The sequence below is a fragment of the Brachybacterium sp. UMB0905 genome (assembly GCF_002871795.1).
Lineage (GTDB): Bacteria > Actinomycetota > Actinomycetes > Actinomycetales > Dermabacteraceae > Brachybacterium.
Map to the genome: position 1 here is coordinate 1 of NZ_PNHL01000025.1, position 20,745 is coordinate 20,745.

General features: G+C 67.0%; 21 protein-coding genes and 2 pseudogenes. 19 read left to right on the forward strand and 4 right to left on the reverse strand.

The features are described from left to right. Positions 1–137 precede the first annotated feature (137 nt). From CJ197_RS15955 to CJ197_RS14265, 10 genes and pseudogenes are all read left to right on the forward strand, one after another. A complete protein-coding gene (locus tag CJ197_RS15955) occupies positions 138–593 on the forward strand; it encodes a helix-turn-helix transcriptional regulator (protein WP_366127971.1) in 456 nt (151 codons plus the stop codon). Between the two features lie 207 nt (positions 594–800). Further along, positions 801–1,886 (forward strand): ArdC-like ssDNA-binding domain-containing protein, encoded by a 1,086-nt coding sequence (locus CJ197_RS14225; protein WP_102237394.1) that lies wholly within the window; start codon positions 801–803, stop codon positions 1,884–1,886. 128 nt (positions 1,887–2,014) lie between these two features. After that, positions 2,015–2,803, forward strand: coding sequence for a bifunctional DNA primase/polymerase (locus tag CJ197_RS14230; RefSeq protein WP_233191005.1), 789 nt, complete (start codon positions 2,015–2,017; stop codon positions 2,801–2,803). 17 nt (positions 2,804–2,820) lie between these two features. Further along, a complete protein-coding gene (locus CJ197_RS14235) occupies positions 2,821–3,636 on the forward strand; it encodes a DUF2637 domain-containing protein (RefSeq protein ID WP_102237396.1) in 816 nt (271 codons plus the stop codon). After that, a complete protein-coding gene (locus CJ197_RS14240; RefSeq protein ID WP_233191006.1) occupies positions 3,633–4,178 on the forward strand; it encodes a hypothetical protein in 546 nt (181 codons plus the stop codon). The genes CJ197_RS14235 and CJ197_RS14240 overlap by 4 nt, the downstream gene beginning before the upstream one ends. A 99-nt stretch (positions 4,179–4,277) precedes the next feature. Further along, positions 4,278–5,171: a hypothetical protein gene (locus CJ197_RS14245; protein WP_102237397.1), complete on the forward strand. Its 894-nt coding sequence runs from the start codon at positions 4,278–4,280 to the stop codon at positions 5,169–5,171. After that, positions 5,168–6,211, forward strand: coding sequence for a ParB N-terminal domain-containing protein (locus tag CJ197_RS14250; protein ID WP_102237398.1), 1,044 nt, complete (start codon positions 5,168–5,170; stop codon positions 6,209–6,211). The genes CJ197_RS14245 and CJ197_RS14250 overlap by 4 nt, the downstream gene beginning before the upstream one ends. A 45-nt stretch (positions 6,212–6,256) precedes the next feature. Then, positions 6,257–6,955, forward strand: a complete 699-nt coding sequence (locus CJ197_RS14255; protein ID WP_102237399.1) for a hypothetical protein — start codon at positions 6,257–6,259, stop codon at positions 6,953–6,955. Positions 6,956–6,962: 7 nt separating this feature from the next. After that, positions 6,963–8,578, forward strand: a pseudogene (locus CJ197_RS15810) (M23 family metallopeptidase). A gap of 5 nt (positions 8,579–8,583) precedes the next feature. Then, positions 8,584–8,850, forward strand: coding sequence for a DUF6112 family protein (locus CJ197_RS14265; RefSeq protein WP_102237400.1), 267 nt, complete (start codon positions 8,584–8,586; stop codon positions 8,848–8,850). 18 nt (positions 8,851–8,868) lie between these two features. Here CJ197_RS14265 and CJ197_RS14270 read toward each other — a convergent pair whose 3' ends face one another. Then, positions 8,869–9,894, reverse strand: a complete 1,026-nt coding sequence (locus CJ197_RS14270) for a hypothetical protein (RefSeq protein WP_102237412.1) — start codon at positions 9,892–9,894, stop codon at positions 8,869–8,871. 161 nt (positions 9,895–10,055) lie between these two features. Here CJ197_RS14270 and CJ197_RS14275 point away from each other — a divergent pair, with 161 nt between their 5' ends. Genes CJ197_RS14275 through CJ197_RS14285 form a run of 3 tightly spaced genes read left to right on the forward strand, consistent with a single transcriptional unit; the run spans position 10,056 to position 13,406 of the window. After that, a complete protein-coding gene (locus tag CJ197_RS14275) occupies positions 10,056–10,367 on the forward strand; it encodes a DUF6112 family protein (RefSeq protein ID WP_034375318.1) in 312 nt (103 codons plus the stop codon). 46 nt (positions 10,368–10,413) lie between these two features. After that, complete coding sequence (locus tag CJ197_RS14280; RefSeq protein WP_102237401.1) at positions 10,414–11,922, forward strand: conjugal transfer protein TrbL; 1,509 nt, start codon at positions 10,414–10,416, stop codon at positions 11,920–11,922. After that, positions 11,919–13,406 (forward strand): SCO6880 family protein, encoded by a 1,488-nt coding sequence (locus CJ197_RS14285; RefSeq protein ID WP_102237402.1) that lies wholly within the window; start codon positions 11,919–11,921, stop codon positions 13,404–13,406. The genes CJ197_RS14280 and CJ197_RS14285 overlap by 4 nt, the downstream gene beginning before the upstream one ends. Positions 13,407–13,420: 14 nt before the next feature. On the opposite strand, the gene CJ197_RS14290 is transcribed toward CJ197_RS14285, so the two are convergent. Both CJ197_RS14290 and CJ197_RS14295 read right to left on the reverse strand, forming a co-directional pair. Further along, on the reverse strand, positions 13,421–13,798 hold the full coding sequence (locus CJ197_RS14290; RefSeq protein ID WP_005886241.1) for a VOC family protein: 378 nt from the start codon (positions 13,796–13,798) through the stop codon (positions 13,421–13,423). 41 nt (positions 13,799–13,839) lie between these two features. After that, positions 13,840–14,472, reverse strand: a complete 633-nt coding sequence (locus CJ197_RS14295; protein ID WP_146007791.1) for a hypothetical protein — start codon at positions 14,470–14,472, stop codon at positions 13,840–13,842. A gap of 73 nt (positions 14,473–14,545) precedes the next feature. On the opposite strand from CJ197_RS14295, the gene CJ197_RS14300 reads away from it, so the two are divergent. From CJ197_RS14300 to CJ197_RS14325, 6 genes are all read left to right on the forward strand, one after another. Beyond that, complete coding sequence (locus tag CJ197_RS14300) at positions 14,546–15,334, forward strand: hypothetical protein (RefSeq protein WP_102237404.1); 789 nt, start codon at positions 14,546–14,548, stop codon at positions 15,332–15,334. Continuing rightward, entirely contained in the window at positions 15,331–16,815 is a 1,485-nt protein-coding gene (locus CJ197_RS14305) for an ATP-binding protein (RefSeq protein ID WP_102237405.1), read from the forward strand. The genes CJ197_RS14300 and CJ197_RS14305 overlap by 4 nt, the downstream gene beginning before the upstream one ends. Continuing rightward, positions 16,815–17,351, forward strand: coding sequence for a hypothetical protein (locus tag CJ197_RS14310; RefSeq protein WP_102237406.1), 537 nt, complete (start codon positions 16,815–16,817; stop codon positions 17,349–17,351). Before CJ197_RS14305 ends, CJ197_RS14310 begins: the two co-directional genes overlap by 1 nt. Beyond that, entirely contained in the window at positions 17,348–19,138 is a 1,791-nt protein-coding gene (locus tag CJ197_RS14315; RefSeq protein WP_102237407.1) for a type IV secretory system conjugative DNA transfer family protein, read from the forward strand. The genes CJ197_RS14310 and CJ197_RS14315 overlap by 4 nt, the downstream gene beginning before the upstream one ends. An 83-nt stretch (positions 19,139–19,221) precedes the next feature. Further along, a complete protein-coding gene (locus tag CJ197_RS14320; RefSeq protein ID WP_102237408.1) occupies positions 19,222–19,671 on the forward strand; it encodes a single-stranded DNA-binding protein in 450 nt (149 codons plus the stop codon). A gap of 16 nt (positions 19,672–19,687) precedes the next feature. Continuing rightward, a complete protein-coding gene (locus tag CJ197_RS14325; protein ID WP_102237409.1) occupies positions 19,688–20,257 on the forward strand; it encodes a hypothetical protein in 570 nt (189 codons plus the stop codon). 168 nt (positions 20,258–20,425) lie between these two features. Here CJ197_RS14325 and CJ197_RS15260 read toward each other — a convergent pair. Beyond that, positions 20,426–20,745 (reverse strand): annotated as a pseudogene (locus CJ197_RS15260) (hypothetical protein); the annotation flags it as partial.

A 20,745-nucleotide genomic window follows, 5' to 3' on the forward strand; every position in this document is an offset into this window, starting at 1 on the left:
CCCTCATGCCACAATCAGCTCGCGCACACCGGCAACGACGCCGGACACCGCCGCTCAGCAGCACCATGAAAGATCGAGGCTAAGCACTCGACCTCCACGCGGATGGGTCTTCGGAGGCTCCCATGAGTCGCAACCGCATGGGGTCTCTACGTCAAGTGGCGGAGCCTGACCCTGCTGAGATTGCTGCATCACTACTCAACGACCGGCCGGAAGTGCAATGGACTCTGGAGTCACTGGCAAGAGAGGTGCACATTTCGCCGTCTCAGTTGGGTAGAGTTTTCGCGCGACGGTACGGGATCAGCCCGATGAAGTACCTGACGCGGGTTCGCTGCGTCCAGCTCGCGACACTGCTCGCGCGCAGCCGACGTCCTGTCGGTGAACTGATGCACGAAGTGGGATGGCGCAGCCGAGGCAATGCTGCGCGACAATTTCGACGCATCACTGGCCTCCTTCCTACTGAGTACCGTGACCAGTCTCAGCAACGCGCTCGGCCCGTCACACCCCTCACTGACGGGTACGCCAAGTGCCCGCGCTGTGGCCAAGAAGTCGAGATCGCTTCAGTGTTGATGATTCCAAACGCCGCTTCCTTGTAACGATTCTGCTCATCTTCGGAAGCAACGCATGGCCTGATCTCAGCGCACCTGCTAGGCCGGGTATGACACGTCGGGTTCGTTGGGTTCCTGACGGTCACTGTAGGGGTTCCTTGTTGTCCGTCTTCTAGTGCTGGTGGTTCCGGCGTACCTGATGGTCACCGGGTCGGTTCTTCGACCCGGTAGACAGGTTCGCGGAAGGAGACCGGCATGGCAACCTCGGGCAAGGATGCTCGGGCGGCGCGGGAGGCGAAGCTTGATGCGCTGCATGAGCGGCTGACGGGTGCGGTCGAGCAGCTGGTCTCCGGTGAGGATTGGGCCCGGGCGTTGGCGTTCGCAGCCCGGTTCCGAGCACGGTCGTTCGCGAACACGATTCTGATCTTCACCCAGCATCAGGAGGCCTACGGCCTGGGTCTGGTGCCGGACCCAGTGCCGTCCCATGTCGCCGGGTATAGGCAGTGGCAGCAGTTGGGTCGCCAGGTCTCCAAGGGGCAGCCGGGATATCAGATTCTGGCGCCGGTGACGGGACGGTTCGCCTCAGCAACCCCGCAGGATGCTGAGTCGTGGCGACGCCTTGGGAAGGGTGAGAAGCCGCGTGCGGGTGAGACGGTGCGCACGAAGATGGTCGGCGTCCGCCCCGCCTACGTCTGGGACGCCTCCCAGACCACTGGCGAGCCGATCCCTGAACCTCCGGCTCCGAGGTTGTTGGAGGGGCAGGCTCCTGCCGGGTTGTGGGAGGGCCTCGCTACACAAGTCGACACGGCCGGGTTCGAGCTGCGGCTGGTTGCGGATGCGTCGGAGATTTTCGGGGCGAACGGACTGACCGACTACAGCAACCGGGTGGTGTCGGTGCGTGCGGACATGGACCCGGCAGCGCAGGTGAAGACCCTGGCCCATGAACTCGGCCACGTCCTGTTGCATGGCCCGGACGCCAGTGAGGCGCGGCAGCATCGTGGGATCGGTGAGGTGGAGGCCGAATCGGTCGCGTTGATGGTGGGTGCCGCGCATGGCATGGACACCTCCGGCTACACCGTCCCGTACGTGTCGACGTGGGCGGCCCGGATGGAGGGCCAGGACCCGGTCGAGGTGGTCAAGACCACCGGGGAGCGGGTCCGCAAGACCTCGCTGGGGATTCTAGAGCAGCTCGACACCACCCAGGTCGGCAACGGCACCCCGCCCGGTCTGGAACGCGACACCCCCGCTCGCGAACCCTCGACACGGCAGGCCTCGGCGGCGCCGGCGGTGTCGGAGTCGGTGGGGCGGGTGGTGTCGGGGCGTGAGGCGGTGGCGCTATGAGCCCGAGCCTCTACCGCCTCGCCAGCCTTCTCGCTCCTGGCTCGGATCGGTCGCTGGGGCGGGTGGCGAGTGATCTTGCATCGGCGGGGGTGCCGGTGTTTCCGTGCGTGCCCGGGCAAAAGCGCCCGTTGACGCCGCGCGGGTTTCACGACGCCACCACCGACCTCGCCCAGATCACGCAATGGTGGACGCGATGGCCGGAGGCGAACCTGGGGCTGCCGACCGGGGCGGTCTCCGGTGTCGTGGTCGTGGATGTTGATGCCCGCGAGCAAGTGGATGGCCGGGAGAGCATGCGCCGCGCCTTTGATGCGGGGCGGGTGGGGATGCCGGTGTTCACGGTGGTCTCCCCCTCGGGTGGACGGCATGGCTACTACCCGGCCACGCCGGATGTGGTGCAGCGGTCGTGGCAGGCTGCCCGGGTCGGTGTGGATTTCCGCGGGGATGGCGGCTACATCGTGATCCCACCCTCACACACTCCCGTTGGCTCGTATCGGTTGGCGACTGTTCGGCAAGGGGCGGCGGGCGGAATCGGCAGTGACGCGCTGCGGAAGTTCCTCGACCCCCGGCCCGTCCTGCGACCGCGCGCTGCTGATCGCGGCATGGCTCAGAGCGAGCCTGGGGTGGTGGTGGCGCGGCTGGCTGCGTGGGTGGCGGGTTTGGGTGAGGGCGAGCGGAATCGGGGGTTGTTCTGGGCGGCCTGCCGGGCCGCGGAACACGACATCGCACCTGCCACGGCGGTGGATGTGCTGGGCGCGGCTGCCGCTGAGGTGGGGTTGGGTCCGCGGGAGATCGCCGCCACCGTGCGGTCGGCCTACCGCACCGCCCACCCCACCACGTCCACAGCACCCAGGGCCACCGAACCAGCGGCAGCATCTCCGGTGCGGGTGCCGGTGGGCGCGGGCTGGGGGCTGGCGTGAGGGTGCGGCGGTGGGCAGTGTGGACGGCGGTCGCGGGGACGGTGTTCATCGCGATCGGGGCATTCTGGCTGTCCTTCACCTCTCTAGCTGATCTCGCGGCCCGTTCGGGCATCGGGGCAGGTCAGGCGTGGGCGTGGCCCTTGATCGTCGACGGCATCATCGTGGTCGCCACCGTCGCCGTCGTCGCACTCGCGGGCCAGAAGGCTGCCTGGTACCCCTGGGCCCTGTTGATCGGCGGTGCCGTCGTCTCGGTCACTGCCAACGCCCTGCACGCGATCGTGGCCGCGGACGCCGACGTCCCGGCCCTGTTGGCGGCAGCGATCGCCGCCGTTCCGCCCGTGGTGCTGCTGGCGATCACCCACCTCACCGTCATCCTCACCCGCGCCACCGGCCCCGAGCCGCAGACCGTGATCTGGCAAACCATCGCCCAACAGCACGACGAGCCCACACCAGCCCCAAGACCGGGCATCGAGGCAGAACCGTCACCGGCGGCACTCGCGCAGCACGAAGCCAGCGACACCGTCGGCCTTGGCGATGAACGACCGACCACACCGGAATCCGGTCCGTCTCCGATGAAGCACGTCGGGGCAAAGCCCGCGCCCGAGGCTTCGACTCCGACAGCTCCTGATGAGGAGACCGTTCGAGGCGTTCCCGAGATGGCTGGGGTGGGTCGGCGGGAGCGGGCTGCCGGGTTGCGGAGTGAGGGGTGGTCGAACAAGCAGATTGCCGCCGAGCTGGGCGTGCATCCGTCCACGGTGGGCCGCTGGCTCACCTCCCCAACAACGAGGAGTTCTGAACCTGGCACCAATCCATCGATGAAGGAGACATCATGAGCACCCACGAACACGAGCACTACCGCTCCGAGCCGCCGGTCCACGACGACTACGGCCCACCCGATCCCGAAGAACTCGCCCTGACCACCCCCGGCACCCACGCCGAGAATCTCGACCAGGAGACGGTGTGTGAGCGAGGCGGTTTTGTCCCGCCCAAGGCGCCGGTGGAAGAGCTCGATGAGCAGCTCGCACCCGACATCGACGGACCAGACGCTGGTGCTCCGGGGCTGGGTGAGGGTGCGGAAGGGGTGCCGGATGCGGTCAAGGCCCGCACCGCCCGGACGATAAGCCGGCCTGTGAGTGGGCAGGTGGGGCGGGGTGTGGAGTGGGTGCGTCCGACCGATCTGATGGCCCGACGTGGCGCCACAGTCGCTGGCCGCGGCATCCACTTCCAGACCGCACTGAGCCAGAAGACCCGCCACGGCATCACGGTGGGTGCACGGCGCGTCGGTGATCGGGCTGCACGGTTGGCGCCGTTGTCGGCCTTCGGCCGGGGCCGGGCACAGTCGGTGCCGGGTCGGTCCGCGGTGGGGATGAGCTGAGCGTGGTGACCAGCAATGACGACTCTCGCCAACACGACGACACCACTGCCGCCGCTGTCTGGGGTGGAGGTGCGCACCTGCTTGTCAGGAGGCACCACCATGACCCACACCACAACACCAACCACCGGCACCGCTGAGACCGGGACGTCGTCGACAACGTCGTCGACACCCCATCGCGACAGTGCTGACTTCCGCACCAGTGAGGGGCTGCGGGCTCTGCTGGAGCATCTGGCCGAGCACGGATGGCGCAACAACCCCCAAGCCAAACAGTTGCTGGAGTTCGCGGCGGAGCGGTTCGCACCCTTGGCGCGCAAGCACGGCCTGGATGTGTGGGAGGCGGCCTCGGCGGCGTTTGATGTGATGCGAACGCCTGCGGCGCGGAACGCCGCGGATCCGTGGGCGGTGGTCACGCATGCGGTGCGGATCACCTGCATCTACGAAGAACGCGCCCAAGGGCTCATGTGTTCGGTCCACCAGGCCCGCCGCGCCCACATCTCCGCCCACCACGACCCCGAACGGTTCTCCGACCGCGAAACACCCCTGTACGAATACCATCCCGCGTTCCAGCTCACCGACCCCCACCACCGTGAGGATGCGGAGCCAAGCGCGGATGTGGATGCGAGCGTGCAGGCAGCAGTCGCGGACGCGACCCGATTGTTCGTGCTGCTGGGCTGGCCAGAAGCCTCCGCCCGGGCAGGGGTGGATCACGTCACCAACGCCCTGGCCCGGATCGGGTCCCGGCGCGGCACCTACGAAGCCTTGCGGCGCGACAAACACGCCCGCGCACTGCTCGACCTCCCCGCCCCCGCCTGGACGTGCCTCCTACGTGTCCTGCTGGGCCACCCGGAACCTGCCTACGCCACCACGACGGCTGGGCGCGGGATCCTGCTACGTCTGCTGCTCGGGGAAACGCTGGCGGACCTGTTGGGCGATGACGCCCTGGTCGCCGTGATCGTCCGCGCAATACCGGGGCGGGAACGGGTGCGGTCATGAGCACCCCGGGGCACATCGAGCTGGACCGCGCCGTCGACTCCCTGCATGTCGGCCGACGTCACCGTGCCGACCTGGGTGACATCGATGCGCTGGCGGCGTCGATTGAGCGCGATGGGTTGTTGCAGCCGTTGACGGTCAGCCCCGACGGGGTGCTGATCTGCGGGGCACGACGGCTGGCGGCGATCAAGCAGCTCGGCTGGCGCACCGTCAACGTGTGGGTCCGCTCCGGCATCTCCGACCGTCTCGGCCACCTGCTGGCCGAACAAGACGACAACGTCCTACACAAGCCACTGACCGCGCTGGAAGCCGCCGCCCTCTACCACGAACTGAAATCTCTCATGGCCGAGGATGCTGCGCGTCGCAAGGCCGCGACCCAGGTCCGCAGCGACAACCAGCCCGGAACCGACGGTCCCGGAAAATTTCCGGAACCGTCGGGAGCCACCGGTGAGGCTCGTGAGCAGGCTGCCGGAATGATTCCCGGTGGGGCTTCATACAAGACGCTGGACAAGATCGGCTTCCTCGAACACGCCGCCGACGATGAGACGCTGCCCGAACATGTGCGGGCAGCAGCAAGGCAGGGGTTGGAGCAGATCGATGCGGGGAGCCCGGTCCATCCGATCTACGAGACCATCCGCAACCACACCGCCAGCCCCGATGCTGGCGATGAGGCGTTGCATCAGGCCGCGGCCGACGCCCTCGCCCGCATCCAATCCACCGGCAGACCGAAGCCCGCCCCGACCAAGAAGCCCAAGAACGACGCGGAGGGCGCGCCGGTGCAGTACCCGGTACGGGCGTTCGTGGTGACGTGGACCGAACTGGATCAGTGGTGGACCCACTACGACCCGGCTGTGCTCGCCGTCGAACTCACCGACGAACAGGTCGCCACGTTCCTGCGCGTGATCGAACAGACGGTCGCGTTCGCCGACGCCCTCCAAGCCGCCCTCACCAACCCCGACGACACCACCACCGCCGCCTGCGGCACTGTCGATGAGCAGGATGACGGACCGGCGGGTGGCCGTCCGCAGCTGCGCGCCATCTAGCTTCTGCCTGCTGGTATTTGGGGTGCGTGGGCGCACCTGCTGGGCATGGACACTTCTGATCGTTCGTCGCGTCGCCGGCTCGTGCTGATCGCTGCCGGCTCGGTCACGACCCTGGTGTGTGGGGTCGGGATCTACGGCCTGGCCACCGGCCCCCACACCCCGACCAGCACCCCGAGCACGTCACCGACCATCACCACCAGCCCGTCACCCTCCGCAACCACCCCAGCAACCGCGAGCCCTTCAGCGTCCGGGGCGCCGTCGGTGCCACCGGTGGCGCGGAGCGCTGATCCGGAGCAGTTCGCTCGCAATGTCACGACCACGCTGTTCGCGTGGGACACCACCACCGGGCTGCTCCCGCTGGACTACACCTCCGCGATCCTCGCCGTCGGGGACCCCAGCGGCGCCGAACAAGTCGGCCTCGCCACCGACGTCGCCGCCTACCTGCCCTCGCGGACCGCATGGCAGGACCTGCGTGAGTACGGCACCAGTCAGCATCTGATAATCGACCGCGCCTACATCCCCGACCAGTGGGGCGAAGCCCTCGCCCAGGCACCCGAGGGGCAACTCGCACCCGGCACGGTCGCCTACACCATCGAGGGCACCCGGCACCGCACCGGGACCTGGAACGGTGAACCGGTCGACTCGGCCCACAAGGTGGAGTTCACGGTGTTCGTGGTCTGCGCGCCGACCTACGACACCTGCCACCTGCTGCGCCTGTCACAGCTCGACAACCCGCTGCGGTGACCTGGCCGTGAAGAAACTCGCCGTCATCGCTGCCGTGCTCGTGCTGTTCAGCCCCGCCCTGATCCTGCTGGGGGTTGGGATGATGTTCAGCCCCGGCGCCAACGCCTCCTGCACCACCAGCACCACTGGCCCGTCGGTGGTGGGGCCCGTACCGGACTCACTGGACGTGACGACCGCCGACGGGCAGACCTTCACGCTGAACACCACCCAGCTCACCCACGCTGCCACCATCATCCAGACCGGCTCCCAGATCGAAGGCGTCACGCGTGACGGGCTGCAGATCGCGCTCATGGCCGCCCTCACCGAGTCGAACCTGCGAATGCTGGCCAACACCAGCGTCTACCCCGAATCCGGGAATCACCCCAATGACGGGGACGCCTCCGACCACGACAGCCTCGGCCTGTTCCAGATGCGACCCCAAGCCGGATGGGGAACCGTCCCCGACCTCATGGACCCCGTCTACCAAGCCCGCGCATTCTTCGGCGGACCCACCGGCCCCAACCACCCCTCACCCCGCGGCCTCCTCGACATCCCCGGCTGGCAGACCCTGTCGAAAGGCGAAGCCGCCCAAGCCGTCGAAGTCTCCGCCTACCCCGACCGGTATGCGAACTACGAGCCCGTCGCCGAACAGATCCTGACCACCCTCACCACCCCCAGCACCACCAGTCCACCGTTGCCGGAGACCGGGCGTGTGGTCTTCCCGCTGCCTGAAGGCACCTGGGTCGCCACCTCGCCGTTTGGGATGCGGGTCCATCCCATCACCGGGGAGAACAAGCTCCACACCGGCGCGGACTACTCCGCCCCGACGGCACCCCCATCCTCGCCGCCGCCGACGGCATCGTCACCCACGCCTCGATGTCCGGCGGGTACGGCGGACTGATCATCATCGAACACACCATCGGCGGGCAGAAGATCGCCACCGCCTACGCCCACCTGTGGGAGAACGGCTTTCACGTCAACGTCGGCGACCACGTCACCGCCGGACAACACATCGGCGATGTCGGCTCGGCCGGCTACTCCACCGGCGCGCACCTGCACTTCGAACTCCGCCAAGGCGGCAGCGACGGCGAGTTCACCGACCCCCAGCCCTGGCTCGACCAACACACCACCGGCAACCTTCCAGCCCCCACCACGCCGGTCGAGCAGGAAGGCTGCAACCCGGCCGCGACCCAGCCCACGCCGCCCCAAGGACCCGATGCCGGAGACCCGGACCGCAAGGTCGATGACCCCACCACCGACGGACAGATCACCGCCCGCATGCTCCACGTCTACACCCAAGCCCTCGCCACCTACCCCGACAGCTCCTGGGCCTGCTACTCACCCCGCCCCGGCACCAAATCCGAACACCCCCTCGGGCGGGCCTGTGACGTCACTTTCGGCAACGCCATCGGCACCCGCCCCACACCCCAGCAGCTCGAAGCCGGATGGGCTCTGACGAACTGGCTCAAAGACAACGCCGAAACCCTCGGCGTCGAGTACCTCATCTGGCAAGGCCAGATCTGGTCCCTCGCCCGCGACGCCGAGGGCTGGCGTCCCTACAACGGCGGTGGCATGCACGACCCCAACGACGTCACCGGCGGCCACTACGACCACGTCCACATCACCGTCAAAGAAGGCAGCTGATACCCGTGAACATCTACCCCGACTTCGGCGCCCTCGGTGACAACACCACCCTCCACAACGTGATCGGCGCCCTTTTGACGTTCGTCCTCATCACCACCGTCCTCACCATGCTCATCTCCGGCATCACCTGGGCCATCGCCACAGCGAACGGCAACCACACCACCGCCACCAAAGCCCGCACCGGACTCCTCGTCGCCCTCGGCACCGCCGCACTCGCAGGCGCCGGCATCACCTGGCTCAACTGGCTCATCAACCTCGGCGACCAGCTGTGAGCAGCTCGAAGACAGCTGTCAGAACGGTGGTTCGTCGGTCTTCAGCCAAGGGTTGGGTGGCGAGGACGGCTGTGCTTCATCCGGCAACGGGAGGGTGCTGACGACGTACAGGTTCAAGATGTCGTCACGGTCCAAGAACATGATCTGGCTACGTTTGGATGCGTCAAGGGCGTTGCCCAGCCAGTTTCGAGCTGACTTGGTGATTTCGCCGCCAGCCACGATGAACGCGTGATCGACCAGCACTCGACGGTTGACTTCGGGATCGAAGATCTCGTGGGCGAGCATCATGAGGGCCTGGTTATGGATCTCGGCCATATTCGCATTGCCAGCCTTGGTGACGCCCGAGGCATCAAGCTTGCCCTTCTTGGCCTGAAGGCCGAAGTACAAGACGTGTTGCGTAGGCAGCGTGTAACGCATCCACACGTCCTTGCCATACTCCAACGATTTGTCCTTGTGCCCTGCCGCAGTGATGCGGTGGTAGCCGAGTTGTCTGAACATCGGGAGCAGGATCTTCTCGATGAGGTCGTCCTCGCTACACGAGTCCAGATAGGCAGCAAGGAGTTTGCGACGCTCCTGCTCTGCCTTGCTGAACGGCCGATGCGGGTTGGCGGCCAGCACGGTCACTGACTGGGTACCCATGTGCCGGAGGTAGCAGTGGTTGTCCTCCGCGTAGAACGCGTGAAACCCCTCGCGCTCCAGAACAGCGTTGAGGAGAGCCAGAGCGCGGGGCCGGTCAGGTCCTTCGTTGAGGCGATCAGCGGGACTCATGAGCTGATCGATCAAGCGGCAGAACAACTCCGGAGGATGGCTCGGACCTTCGTGCGGTTGAGCCAAAATCTCGTCGAGAACGTCCGCAACCCACTCCCTGCGCGTCGAGCCGTCGTGTCGATACTCGGTATCAAGGTCCTGAAAGAACTCCGTAATCCGGGAACTCGACCGGTAGGGAAAGTACTTGGCCTCATCCTCGGTCTCGGCATCGTCACGTCCCACGTTACCGACCACCAAGTCAGCCAACGCGACCAGATTCCTGCGCTTGAACTTCACCCTCGAAGTATCGCAGCAGCACCGAGGGCCGTCGATCACAACAGGAGCAGGCTGCACACCTGACAGGCAGACCTCTCCTGGTTGCCTGCCCTCCCGGTCACGTCCCGGGGGCGGGTCCCTTTCGTCCTTCTGTCTGTGAGGAGCTTGCTGTGCTTGATCTGATGACGTCTGTCCTGCCCACGCTGCCGATGATGCTGCCGATGGAGGTGGACATCACGCCGAACGATGATGGGCTGCCGGGGATCGCGCAGCTGCGCAACATCGTGGGGGCGGTGATGACGATCGGGCTGATCCTGTCGGTGCTGGCGCTGATCATCTCCGCGATCGTGTGGGGCTTCGGCGCGAACTCCTCCAACCCGCACCTGGCCGGCCGCGGCAAGGTCGGTGTCCTGGTCTCCTGCGGGGCAGCGATCATCTGCGGCGCTGCGGTCACGCTGATCAACTTCTTCTGGAACGTCGGCCAATCCGTCTAAGCCCCTACCCAACCGTTCCAACCCGCGTGTGTGAGGAGTGATTGCGGTGGGGATCTGTGATCTGCCCGTCATCTCAGGTGTCTGCGAAACCGCTGGTGAGGCTGCCGCCTCATTGGTGTCGGCCCCGTTCGACTGGCTCGCCCAGGCCATGGGCTCGGCCGCGGGCTGGTTGTTCGAGGCCGTGTGGAACGTCTTCGACGCCACCACCCTGGTCGACATCACCAGTGACGGATACCTGTCGGTGTACAACCTGCTGTTCGGCATCGCGGTGTTCGTGATGCTGCTGTTCTTCTGCCTCCAACTCATCACCGGCCTCATCAGACGTGACCCCACCGCCCTCACCCGAGCCGCCCTCGGCCTCGCCAAGAGCGTGTTGGGGTCGTTCGTGGTGATCACCCTGACCGGGCTGCTGTTGGAGGTGGTCGACCAGCTGTGTGTCGGGATCGTCCAAGCCGCCGGCGAGACCACCGAATCCATGGGCGAGAAGATCACGATCCTCGCCGGCGGACTGACCGCGATCAACATCGCCGCCCCCGGGGTGGGGGCGATCATCACGATCTTCCTCGCCGGGCTCGCGATCACCTCCGCGGCGATCGTGTGGCTGTCGTTGCTGGTGCGCAAGGCGCTGCTGCTGGTCGCGATCGTGTTCGCGCCCCTGGCACTGTCGGGTTCGTCGTGGGATGCCACGACGGGGTGGATCAGCAAGTGGGCGATGTTCGTGGTCGCGTTGATCTGTTCCAAGCTCGTGCTGGTCGTGATGTTCCTGGTCGCGATCACCCAGGTCGCCGCCCCGATCGATGGAGACCTATCCTCGATCAGCGACCCGCTGGCCGGGGTGGTGCTCATGGCGATGGCCGCGTTCGCCCCGTACCTGACGTACCGGTTCATCAGCTTCGTCGGGTTCGACATGTACCACGCGATCGGCGCCGAACAAGACGCCAAGAACTCCCTCAATCGCCCCATCCCGCTACCGGAACGTCAGCCGGGCAACCCCCAGCAGGTCCTCGACGGCAGTGGCGGTGACAGCAACGGTGGTGGCGGGAAGCAGCCGCCGAAACCCAGCAGCCCGAACCCCTCCGCATCCCAGGGCGGAGCCGAAGCTGGTGCTGGAACTGGCGGAGCAGCTGGATCCGGGGCTTCCGGGACGGGTGCGGCATCCGGTGGATCTGCTGCCGCTGCCGGTCCTGCGGCCGCGGCCGTGATCGGGGTACAGGTGGCCAAGGATGCCGCCATCGCGGGACCGAAAGCCGGCGCCGAGGTGGGTCAGCAGGCCGAGACCGCTGCCGACGCCGCCGACCACACCCCCACCAACAACGGAGGCGGAGGCAATGGCGGGAATACTCCGCCGGCGCCTGCGCCCGGTGAGACGCCGCCACAGCCGGGCACACCACCTGCCAGCGGGGAGCCCACCCCGCCCAGCACCCCAAGCTCACAACCGGGGTCATCTTCACCGGGTGGGGGTGAGCAGGCGGAACCGTCCGCGCCGGTGCCGAACCCGCCCCCAGCCGACATTCCGCCACCGCCGTCGAGTGCTGGGAAGGAGCCGCAGTCATGAGCCGCCGCACCAAGAACAACAGCCACGACCCGGATGCGACCGGTTCGGAGTTGGTGCCGGTGAAGTTCTCCCGGCTCACCCGCCGCGGCATCCTGCTGGGCCTGTCCGCGGCCCAGCTGGTCACCGTCGGGATCGCGATCGCCACCATCATCACCGCCCTGTATGCCGGGGGCGGGATGTGGCTGGCCTACACCGCCCCCGTCTGGGCCACCGCCGTCCTCCTCACCTGGGTCCCTGTCGCGGGACGGCCGGTCATTGAATGGGTGCCCGTGGCCGGCTGGTGGGGCTACCGCACCACCATCGGCCAACTTCTCTACCGGCGTCGCATCGTCAACCCACGCCCCGCCGGAACCCTCGCCCTTCCCGGAGACCAAGCCCGGCTCCGCGAATACGAGGACCCGACCACGGGGGCGGGCATGATCCACGACCCCCACCAGAACACTCTCACGGTGGTGTGCGAAATCACCCACCCCGCGTTCGTGCTCCTCGACCCCGCCGAACAAGAACGACGCGTCACCGCCTGGGGCCGCGTCCTGGCCACCGTCTGCCGCTCCGGCAGGATCGCCACCTTGCAGATCCTGGAACGCACCCTGCCCGACTCCGGCACCGGACTGGCCGAATGGTGGACCACCCATGGCCAGCCCGAGGACACCAGCTGGGCTGCCACTACCTACGCCGAACTCATCGACCGCGCCGGCCCCGCCGGCGAACGCCACGCCACCACACTCTCCGTATCCCTCGACATGAGAAACGCGGCGAGGCAGATCCGCACCGCCGGCGGCGGTATCCGCGGCGCCGCCGCCGTCCTGCGTCAAGAGATGAACACCCTCACCGCCGCGCTCCGCTCGGCCGACCTCACCCCATCGGGATGGCTCACCCCCGGCCAGATTGCGGTGATCCTGCGCTCGGCCTACGACCCCGCGATCGCCGCCACTTTGGAACGCCACGGCCAGATCGGCCACGACCTCGCCACCGCCGGCCCCGTCGCCGTTAACGAGACCTGGAGTCGTATCCGCACCGACTCCGCCCACCACGCTGTGCTGTGGATCAGCGAATGGCCCCGCTCCATGGTCTACCCAGGCTTCCTCTCACCCATCCTGCTCTCCAGCGGGATCCAGCGGTCGTTTTCCCTGATCTGCACCCCCATGCGTTCCGACCAGGCCGCCCGCGACATCCGCAAGAAGAAGGTCGAGCACATCTCCGACCAAGCCCAACGCGCCAAAATCGGACAGATCGAAGACGCCTCCCAGACCGCCGAATACCACGACGTCCTCCAGCAAGAAGCCGACCTCACCGCCGGCCACGGCATTCTGCGCTACACCGGCCTGATCACCGTCACCGCCACCACGATCGAAGACCTCGACGCCCACGTCGCCGCCCTCGAACAAGCCGCCATCCAAGCCAACTGCGAAACCCGACTCCTCGCCGGACAACAAGCCAAAGCCTTCACCGCCGCAGCCCTCCCACTCTGCCGCCAGGTCTGACGACTAGGAAGGGGTCATTCGGGCACTGTGACGAGGCAAAAGGGATGGCCCGCGGGGTCAGCGTAGATGCGCCAGGCTTTCGGGCCGGGATCCAAGACGTCAGTGAGTGGGTGGCCGCCTGCTGCCTCGACGGCGGCACATGCCTCCGAGAGGTCATCGACTAGCAGGTCAAGGTGAACCTGCAGCTCGCCTCTGTGGCCCGGCCACTGCGGGGGTTCGTAATCGGAGACGCGATGGAAAGAGAGGCGTCCGACAGGCTCCCAGTCCAGCGTCAACCACTGGTCATCACCGGTGGCCGGTGCAAGATCCAGGACTTTCTGCCAGAAGAGTGCTTCCGCTGTGGGGTCCTTGCACTCAAAGACGAGTTGCGTGAAGCGTCCAATTGCTGGCATCTCTCCATGCTAGGACGCATCACCTGACCAGCCGAACGGTTCTATCGGGGTGCAGGGTGCTCACCGCGTGCTGCCTGATCGATCGCATGGGCAAAGCGGGAGTTCATCGGGTCGTGCAGGTCGAACCACTCGATCGCTGCGAGGTCGTCGACGTGCGCTCGATACAGCTCAGGCCACGCTTCGCCAAGAACTTCGGTGTTGGTCGGTGTCGCGTATCCCAGTGCATCGCTGGCGACGGGAACCAACCGATCGCCAAAGTGCGTCAACGTGTTCCAGAGACGGTGCCGCCCGTTGGTGATGGGCTCGAACCAGGGGTCGACGCACACTGCTTCGCCGGCAGAGAACCATGAGGTCACGATGTGCCGCTCAGTCTCCGTCAGTGGTTCCGGTACCGGAGCCGCCACCATGCCGTAGTACGTGTCGTCATCTTCATCGATAGTCCACCGCCCCGCGGCAAGCTCGTCTCCGACGAGGGCAACGGTAGAGGCAATCAGTCTCCAGCGCTGCTCGGAAGTGTCACTCCAACGAGGTTCACGGTGATCCTGCTGGTCCGGGTCTTCGAGCACCCATTCTCGGACATGCTGCGCTGCGCCTCTCCACCAGAACGCGGGCATCCACACAGGAACTGACAACTCCATGAGCACCTCGCATCCGTCGATTCGGCTGTCCTCCATTACAGCCATTAGAGGACACCATCGCACACCTCCCTCATAGGCGTACCGCCGTTACGTAGAGAGGACTGTTGGGATGGCGACGTTTGTTGATCCAGTTGCGGATGCTGCTGAGGCCTACGAGGGATTGCGCGGGTTGGCACACGCCACCCGGGCCTTTGAGGATCCGGCTGACACGTACCGAGTGTTGGGCGAAGTGTCGGGGTCGGTGCGGCTGTTGCGGCAGGTCCTGGACCAGCTCTCTCGTGCGCATGCTGATCACCGCGACATCGCGTTCACCGATGACCGCGCGCCGGCGGAGGCGGTGGCGTTGGCGGCGGCGGATGAGTTGCATCAGGCCGCCGACGGGCTGGATGAGGTCGCTGACCGGGTGATGCACGCGCACGAAGCCTCTGGTCGGATCGCCTGGCACACCCACACCAACCCCGAGCCCGAGCCTTCACGGCGGTGGGTGAATGTGGTGTTCCTCCAGGGCAGTGAGGCCGATGAGGTACTGGACCTGATCGATCTTGAGGGGGTGCAGGCGGGGATCGCGCATCTGGCGCAGTGGGACTTCGGCGACGAAACCACTGGCGCGGCGTTCATGAACGGTGAGGTGTACGACCAGCTGCCGGCCGGACAGTGGGATCGCACCTTCGAGGCCGACGGGTATGTGCTGACCTACAACCCGCAGATGGGATATGTCGGACTGGTCCGCGAACACCCCGACACCACACCCACACCCGACGAGGAGGAGGTCGTCGCTGCACGGGACGCGTTCAGCGGTGTCACCTCTGAGTCTCCGCGTCGTGCAGCTGACGGTACGGATTGGTTCGCGCCCAAAGCGGGTGGCGCAACGTCGTCTTCGGTGGGGCGGTCGCTGTGAGCAGCGAGAAGGAACGGCTGCACGCTGCGGTGTTGGTATCCCCGGCCGCGGAACGGCGCAAGGCCCGCAAGGCCCGTCGTCAGGCTGCCGCCCGGTTGCAGGCTGAGCAGGCCAGAGTCGAGCGGGAGGCGGCGAAGGCGAAAGCGCTGGCGGAACGGGAGGAGCGCAGGTCGACGACGTTTCTGCCGGCGGCCGGTGAGGCGGGGCCGGCGGCGTTGCGGTCTCCGGGCCGGTTGCGGTTGCCGCGGCATCAGGACACCTCGGCCACGCTGGCCGGGGCGTATCCGTTCATGGCCGAAGGCGGTCTGGGGTCGGATGGGGTGTTCGTCGGTCAGGACCTGTACTCGGGTGGCAGTTTCGTCTACGACCCGTGGGTCCTCTACGCCCGCGGGATCATCACCGCCCCGAACCTGGTGCTCGCGGGGATCGTCGGATCAGGCAAATCGTCGCTGGCGAAGTCGCTGTATACGCGGTCGTTGCCGTTCGGGCGCCGCGTCTACGTCCCCGGCGACCCCAAAGGCGAACACACCGCGGTCGCCGAAGCGGTGGGTGGGAAGGCGATCGTGCTCGGCCACGGCCTCCACACCCGCCTGAATCCCCTGGATGAGGGACACCGCCCCGGCGGTCTCACCGACCAAGAGTGGGCCGCCACCGTCGCCTCCCGACGCCGTGACCTGATCGGCGCGCTGGCCGAAACAGTGCTGGCGCGGGGGCTCACGCCGTTGGAACACACCGCGATCGACCTCGCCCTCACCGCGACGGTGGCGGAGAACGATGTGCCGATCCTGCCGATGGTCGTCGACCACATCCTCACCCCCAGCCACGACCCCGACGGCCGCCTGGCCGAGGACGGACGCCTGGTCGGCCACGCGCTGCGACGCCTGGTCGCCGGTGACCTCGCCGGCCTGTTCGACGGCCCCTCCACCGTGGCGTTCGACCCGGATCTGCCGATGATCAGCCTGGACCTGTCCCGGGTGACCGAGAACTCCACCCTCATCAGCGTGTTGATGACCTGCAGCTCGGCGTGGATGGAATCCGCGCTGCTGGACCCGAACGGTGGGCAGCGGTGGGTGATCTATGACGAGGCCTGGCGGCTGATGTCCCACCCGGCGTTGTTGAAGCGGATGGATGCGCATTGGCGTCTGGCCCGGCATTACGGGATCGCGAACATGCTGATCTTCCACAAACTCTCCGACCTCGACAACGTCGGCGACGAAGGCTCCGCCATGCGCTCGCTGGCCAACAGTCTGTTGGCGAATGCGGAGACGCGGATCGTCTACCGCCAGGAATCCGATCAGCTCGGCCCCACCGCCACCGCCCTCGGCCTGACCGGCACCGAACAAGCCCTGCTGCCGAACCTCGGGGTGGGTCAGGGGCTGTGGCGGATCAAGAACCGCTCGTTCGTCATCCAGCACCAGCTCCACCCCGGCGAGCTGGAGCTGTTCGACACCAGCAGCCGCCTCACCGCAGGAGTCAACTAATGCCCAAGCTTCCCACCCTGAGACACCGCCGCAACAACGCGAGCGAGACAGTGCCGGTGGTGCTGCGGCACGTGGTCATCACCGTCGACATCACCGGCACCCTGACCGTGACCGTCGACCAACAGCCGCATCTTCCCCCGGCCGGTGAGGTGTGGGGTCGGAGTGACTTCGCAGCCATCCTCGATGACCTCACCGAGCAACGCCATATTCCCGTGCGAGTGGATGTCTATGAGTCCGACGGCAGCCACTTCACCGACATCATCCACACCCACCGACCACGCCGAAACCCCGAACCCGAGCCAGACACCCCAGCCCCTACCGATGAGGAAGCCGACGCGGACACTCCAGCACCCCCGACAGATGATTCGGGCCGGCTGGTGGGGTTCCTGCCCGGTGAAACGGTGCTCCTCGCCCAGATCACTGAGGACGTCGCGGCGGATGAGAACGGCACCATCACCCCACCCGACACAACCGTGATGCCGATGGTGGTGGTCGGGCGGACCTCAGGGACCCTGATCGTGCAGGAGACGCGATGAGTACCTCGCAGCGGCAGAGTGGGTCGATGGGTGAGGAACTGACCAACGCCGCCCTCATCGCCCTCATCGCCCTGTTCCTCCTCACCCTCGTCCTCCGCGCAACCGGGTCGGTCGCCGCGTTCCTCACCGGCATCCCACAACCAGCGGCGAGCTGGGCCGCCGGCGCCGGGGTGCTGTTCAACCCCGCCAACCCCGCAGTCGCGTTGGGGGCGCCTGGTCTCAGTCCGGTCGCGTACTGGGTCACGACTGTCGTGGTTCTGGGCGGCCTGGTCGCACTCGGCGGCTGGGGATGGGTCGCCTGGCGGCGCCGCTCCCACGCTCAGCAGGTGGATCCGCATCGGTTGGCGGGCACGGCGACGCGGCACGAGGTCACCCAAGTCGCCTCCGACAAAGCTCTCCTGAAACGGGCATCCACGTTGCGGCCGTCACTGAAGAACCCCGCCCCGGGCGAGGTGGGGTATCGGCTCGGGACCTCGAAGGGACAGGGGGTGTGGGCGAGCGTGGAGGACTCGATCCTGCTGATCGGCCCGCCACGCTCCGGCAAGGGCCTGCACATCGTCATCCCCGCCATCCTCGACGCCCCCGGCCCCGTAGTCACCACCAGCACGCGCCCCGACAATCTCACCGCCACCCTGCGCGCCCGGCAACGTCGTGGCCCGGTGGCGGTGTTCGATCCCCAGCACCTGGCCGAAGGACTCCCAGCGGGGATGCGCTGGTCACCCGTCCGCGGCTGTGAAGACCCGCTCACGGCGATGATCCGCGCCACCGGCCTGGCTTCCGCGACCGGCCTGTCGGCTGGTGGTGTCGAATCGGGTGGGTTCTGGGAAGGCAAAACCCGCACCGCCCTCCAATCCCTCCTCCACGCCGCCGCGTTGGACTCCCGAAAGCCGGCGGACTTGTTCCGGTGGACCCTCGACCCCGCCGCCGCGGCCGAAGCGGTCGCGATCCTCACCAACCACCCCGACGCCGCCGCCGGATGGGCCGACTCCCTCGGAGCAATGATCGACGCCGACCCCAAAACCCGCGACTCCATCTGGCAAGGCGTCGCCCTCGCCCTCGGAGCCCTCGCCGACCCCCGCGTCCTCGACGCAGTCACACCCCGTGACAACGAGACCCCCTTCGACCCCGAAACCTTCCTGCGAGAGTCCGGGACCCTCTACCTGCTCGCCACCGGTGCCGGCGCCGGAGCGTCGGCCGCGCTGGTGGCAGCGTTCATCGAAGACCTCATCGAAACCGCCCGCCGCCTCGCCGCCCGCTCACCCGGCGCACGCCTCGACCCACCCCTGCTCCTCGCGCTTGATGAGATCGGGAACCTCGCACCCCTGCCATCGCTGCCGACGTTGATGGCCGAAGGTGGCGGGACCGGGATCACCACGCTGCCCGTCTTGCAGTCGTTGGCGCAGGCGCGCGACAAGTGGTCCGATCACCAAGCCGGAGCGATCTGGGACGCCGCCATCGTCAAACTCATCCTCGGTGGCGCCTCCAACAGTCGCGACCTTCAAGACCTCACCACCCTCATCGGCGAACGCGACGAATACACCGACTCCGTCACCCTCGGTGACCACGGGACCAGGTCGAACCAGCGCTCCGTACGGCGGGTGCCGATCCTGCCACCGGACCGCATCCGCACCCTCCCGTTCGGCACCGGCGTCACCCTGCTGCGCTCCGCACCGCCGATCATCACCGACCTGACCGCCTGGCCCACCCGCCCCGACGCCGCCACCCTCAAACACGACCGCCGCGAACTGGAACACCTCCTCCAGACCGGCCCCACACAGGACGCGTAGTCCGGGACGGTGGGTGCACCTGACCGGTACCAGCAGCCCACACCACCAGCGGGCTGCATCCACGAGTTGAGAGGTACCGCGTCATGGCCATCCGCACCCAGGAATCCCTGTCCGGGTTCATCGCATCCGACCCGCAGCTGACCTACACCGAACGCGGCGATGCCCGCTTCTACGCCCGCTACGGCCAGGAGAACTTCCAGCGCGAAGAAGACGGCACCTTCACCAAACTGGAGCCCTCCTTCGGCAACCTCGTGCTCTACCGCGCCACCGCCGAACGCGCCTTCGCACGCTTCACCAAAGGCGACCAGTTCGTCGCCGAAGGCTACGCCCACGACTACACCTACGAACGCGACGGCCAACGCATCGCCGGCGAAGAGTTCGTCGCCAAGAAGATCGGCCACGACACCGCCCGCACCCGCTACGACGTCGACCGCACACCCCGCCACGCCATGAACCGCGACGCCGTCGGGCAGGCCTTCGACCCACCCCAGCACCAGCAAACCGCACCGGCCGCCGACAGCCTCAGCATGTGACCCGGGGGTACCTGTTATGAGCACTCACGGCCCCGAGCCCGACGACCAGTACGAGGACCCCGGCATCCTCGACGACCACCCCCACCTCCCCGACACCAGCGCGCTGCCAGAACCACCGCACCCGATCAACTGGAACCTGCTATCGGCGCAGGATCTGGAAGCCGAACTGCTGGAGCTGAACCGGTGGGTCGACTGGCTCCGCCACACCTACGGCCTACCCGCCGCGGTCGTCCCGCCCTACTGGCACCGCCACCCCGAACTGGTGTGGGAACTGTCCGCACTGCACCTGCACTGGCTCTGCGCCTACGACCCCGAACAAAACGGCTCCGCACCCCTGGGATGGCACCGCGACTTCGCCGACGCCCGCCACCGCCTGCGCGACTGGGTCACCGCCTCCGGCACCCGCCTCGACCGCGACCGACCCACCCGCCAAACCACCTGGCCAGGCGAAGAACCCCAACCCACCCACGACGAATCCATCATCACCGACCGAGACGCCGACTTCGTCCAATACGTCATCGACCAAGTCAACGAACGACAAGCCGCCGAAGACGCCTTCTACGCCAGCCTGGATGACCGGGGATGACTGATGGCTTCCCCCGCAGAGGAGATCTTGGAGGCGTTTGAGTTCACTGAGGCAGCCCGTGAGAGTTTTAGGCGCGGCTGGCAGGCCGGTTGCACGGCACTGAAGGTGGCACAGCCACCGCCAGTGGTTCTCATGGAGCTCGCCAGTACGGTCGAGATGCTCGCAGACTCAGGTGTCCACCGGAGTGATGGTCATCCGCTCGGAAGCGGGTCCTGGCCCGGGCGCAATGTCGATGCGGCGGATGAGCCGTCGTAGCAGCGACCGACGCTGGCTCAGCGAGCGCTCGTTCCAACTGGCAACCAGCCCCGCCGGGTCGTCGATCACTGTGGGGTCTTGGTCCATGGCATCGATCTGTTGCTGCAGTGTTTCGATCCGCGCTTCCACATCCCCCAACAACGACACCAACAACCGCACCATATTGCTGGGCTTACCCTTCTGTTGTTGACACCTGAGATGGCGGGTCGTGGTGACCTGCGGGAGGTTGTCGT

Excerpts from the sequence above, each read along its gene's own strand:
- CJ197_RS14250 (WP_102237398.1), top strand. The coding sequence starts at position 5,168 with ATGAGCACCCCGGGGCACATCGAGCTGGACCGCGCCGTCGACTCCCTG.
- CJ197_RS14320 (WP_102237408.1), top strand. The coding sequence starts at position 19,222 with ATGGCCATCCGCACCCAGGAATCCCTGTCCGGGTTCATCGCATCCGAC.
- CJ197_RS14275 (WP_034375318.1), top strand. The coding sequence starts at position 10,056 with ATGACGTCTGTCCTGCCCACGCTGCCGATGATGCTGCCGATGGAGGTG.
- CJ197_RS14245 (WP_102237397.1), top strand. The coding sequence starts at position 4,278 with ATGACCCACACCACAACACCAACCACCGGCACCGCTGAGACCGGGACG.
- CJ197_RS14255 (WP_102237399.1), top strand. The coding sequence starts at position 6,257 with ATGGACACTTCTGATCGTTCGTCGCGTCGCCGGCTCGTGCTGATCGCT.
- CJ197_RS14295 (WP_146007791.1), bottom strand. The coding sequence starts at position 14,472 with ATGGAGGACAGCCGAATCGACGGATGCGAGGTGCTCATGGAGTTGTCA.
- CJ197_RS14315 (WP_102237407.1), top strand. The coding sequence starts at position 17,348 with ATGAGTACCTCGCAGCGGCAGAGTGGGTCGATGGGTGAGGAACTGACC.
- CJ197_RS14225 (WP_102237394.1), top strand. The coding sequence starts at position 801 with ATGGCAACCTCGGGCAAGGATGCTCGGGCGGCGCGGGAGGCGAAGCTT.
- CJ197_RS14240 (WP_233191006.1), top strand. The coding sequence starts at position 3,633 with ATGAGCACCCACGAACACGAGCACTACCGCTCCGAGCCGCCGGTCCAC.
- CJ197_RS14285 (WP_102237402.1), top strand. The coding sequence starts at position 11,919 with ATGAGCCGCCGCACCAAGAACAACAGCCACGACCCGGATGCGACCGGT.
- CJ197_RS14310 (WP_102237406.1), top strand. The coding sequence starts at position 16,815 with ATGCCCAAGCTTCCCACCCTGAGACACCGCCGCAACAACGCGAGCGAG.
- CJ197_RS15955 (WP_366127971.1), top strand. The coding sequence starts at position 138 with ATGGGGTCTCTACGTCAAGTGGCGGAGCCTGACCCTGCTGAGATTGCT.
- CJ197_RS14325 (WP_102237409.1), top strand. The coding sequence starts at position 19,688 with ATGAGCACTCACGGCCCCGAGCCCGACGACCAGTACGAGGACCCCGGC.
- CJ197_RS14290 (WP_005886241.1), bottom strand. The coding sequence starts at position 13,798 with ATGCCAGCAATTGGACGCTTCACGCAACTCGTCTTTGAGTGCAAGGAC.
- CJ197_RS14300 (WP_102237404.1), top strand. The coding sequence starts at position 14,546 with ATGGCGACGTTTGTTGATCCAGTTGCGGATGCTGCTGAGGCCTACGAG.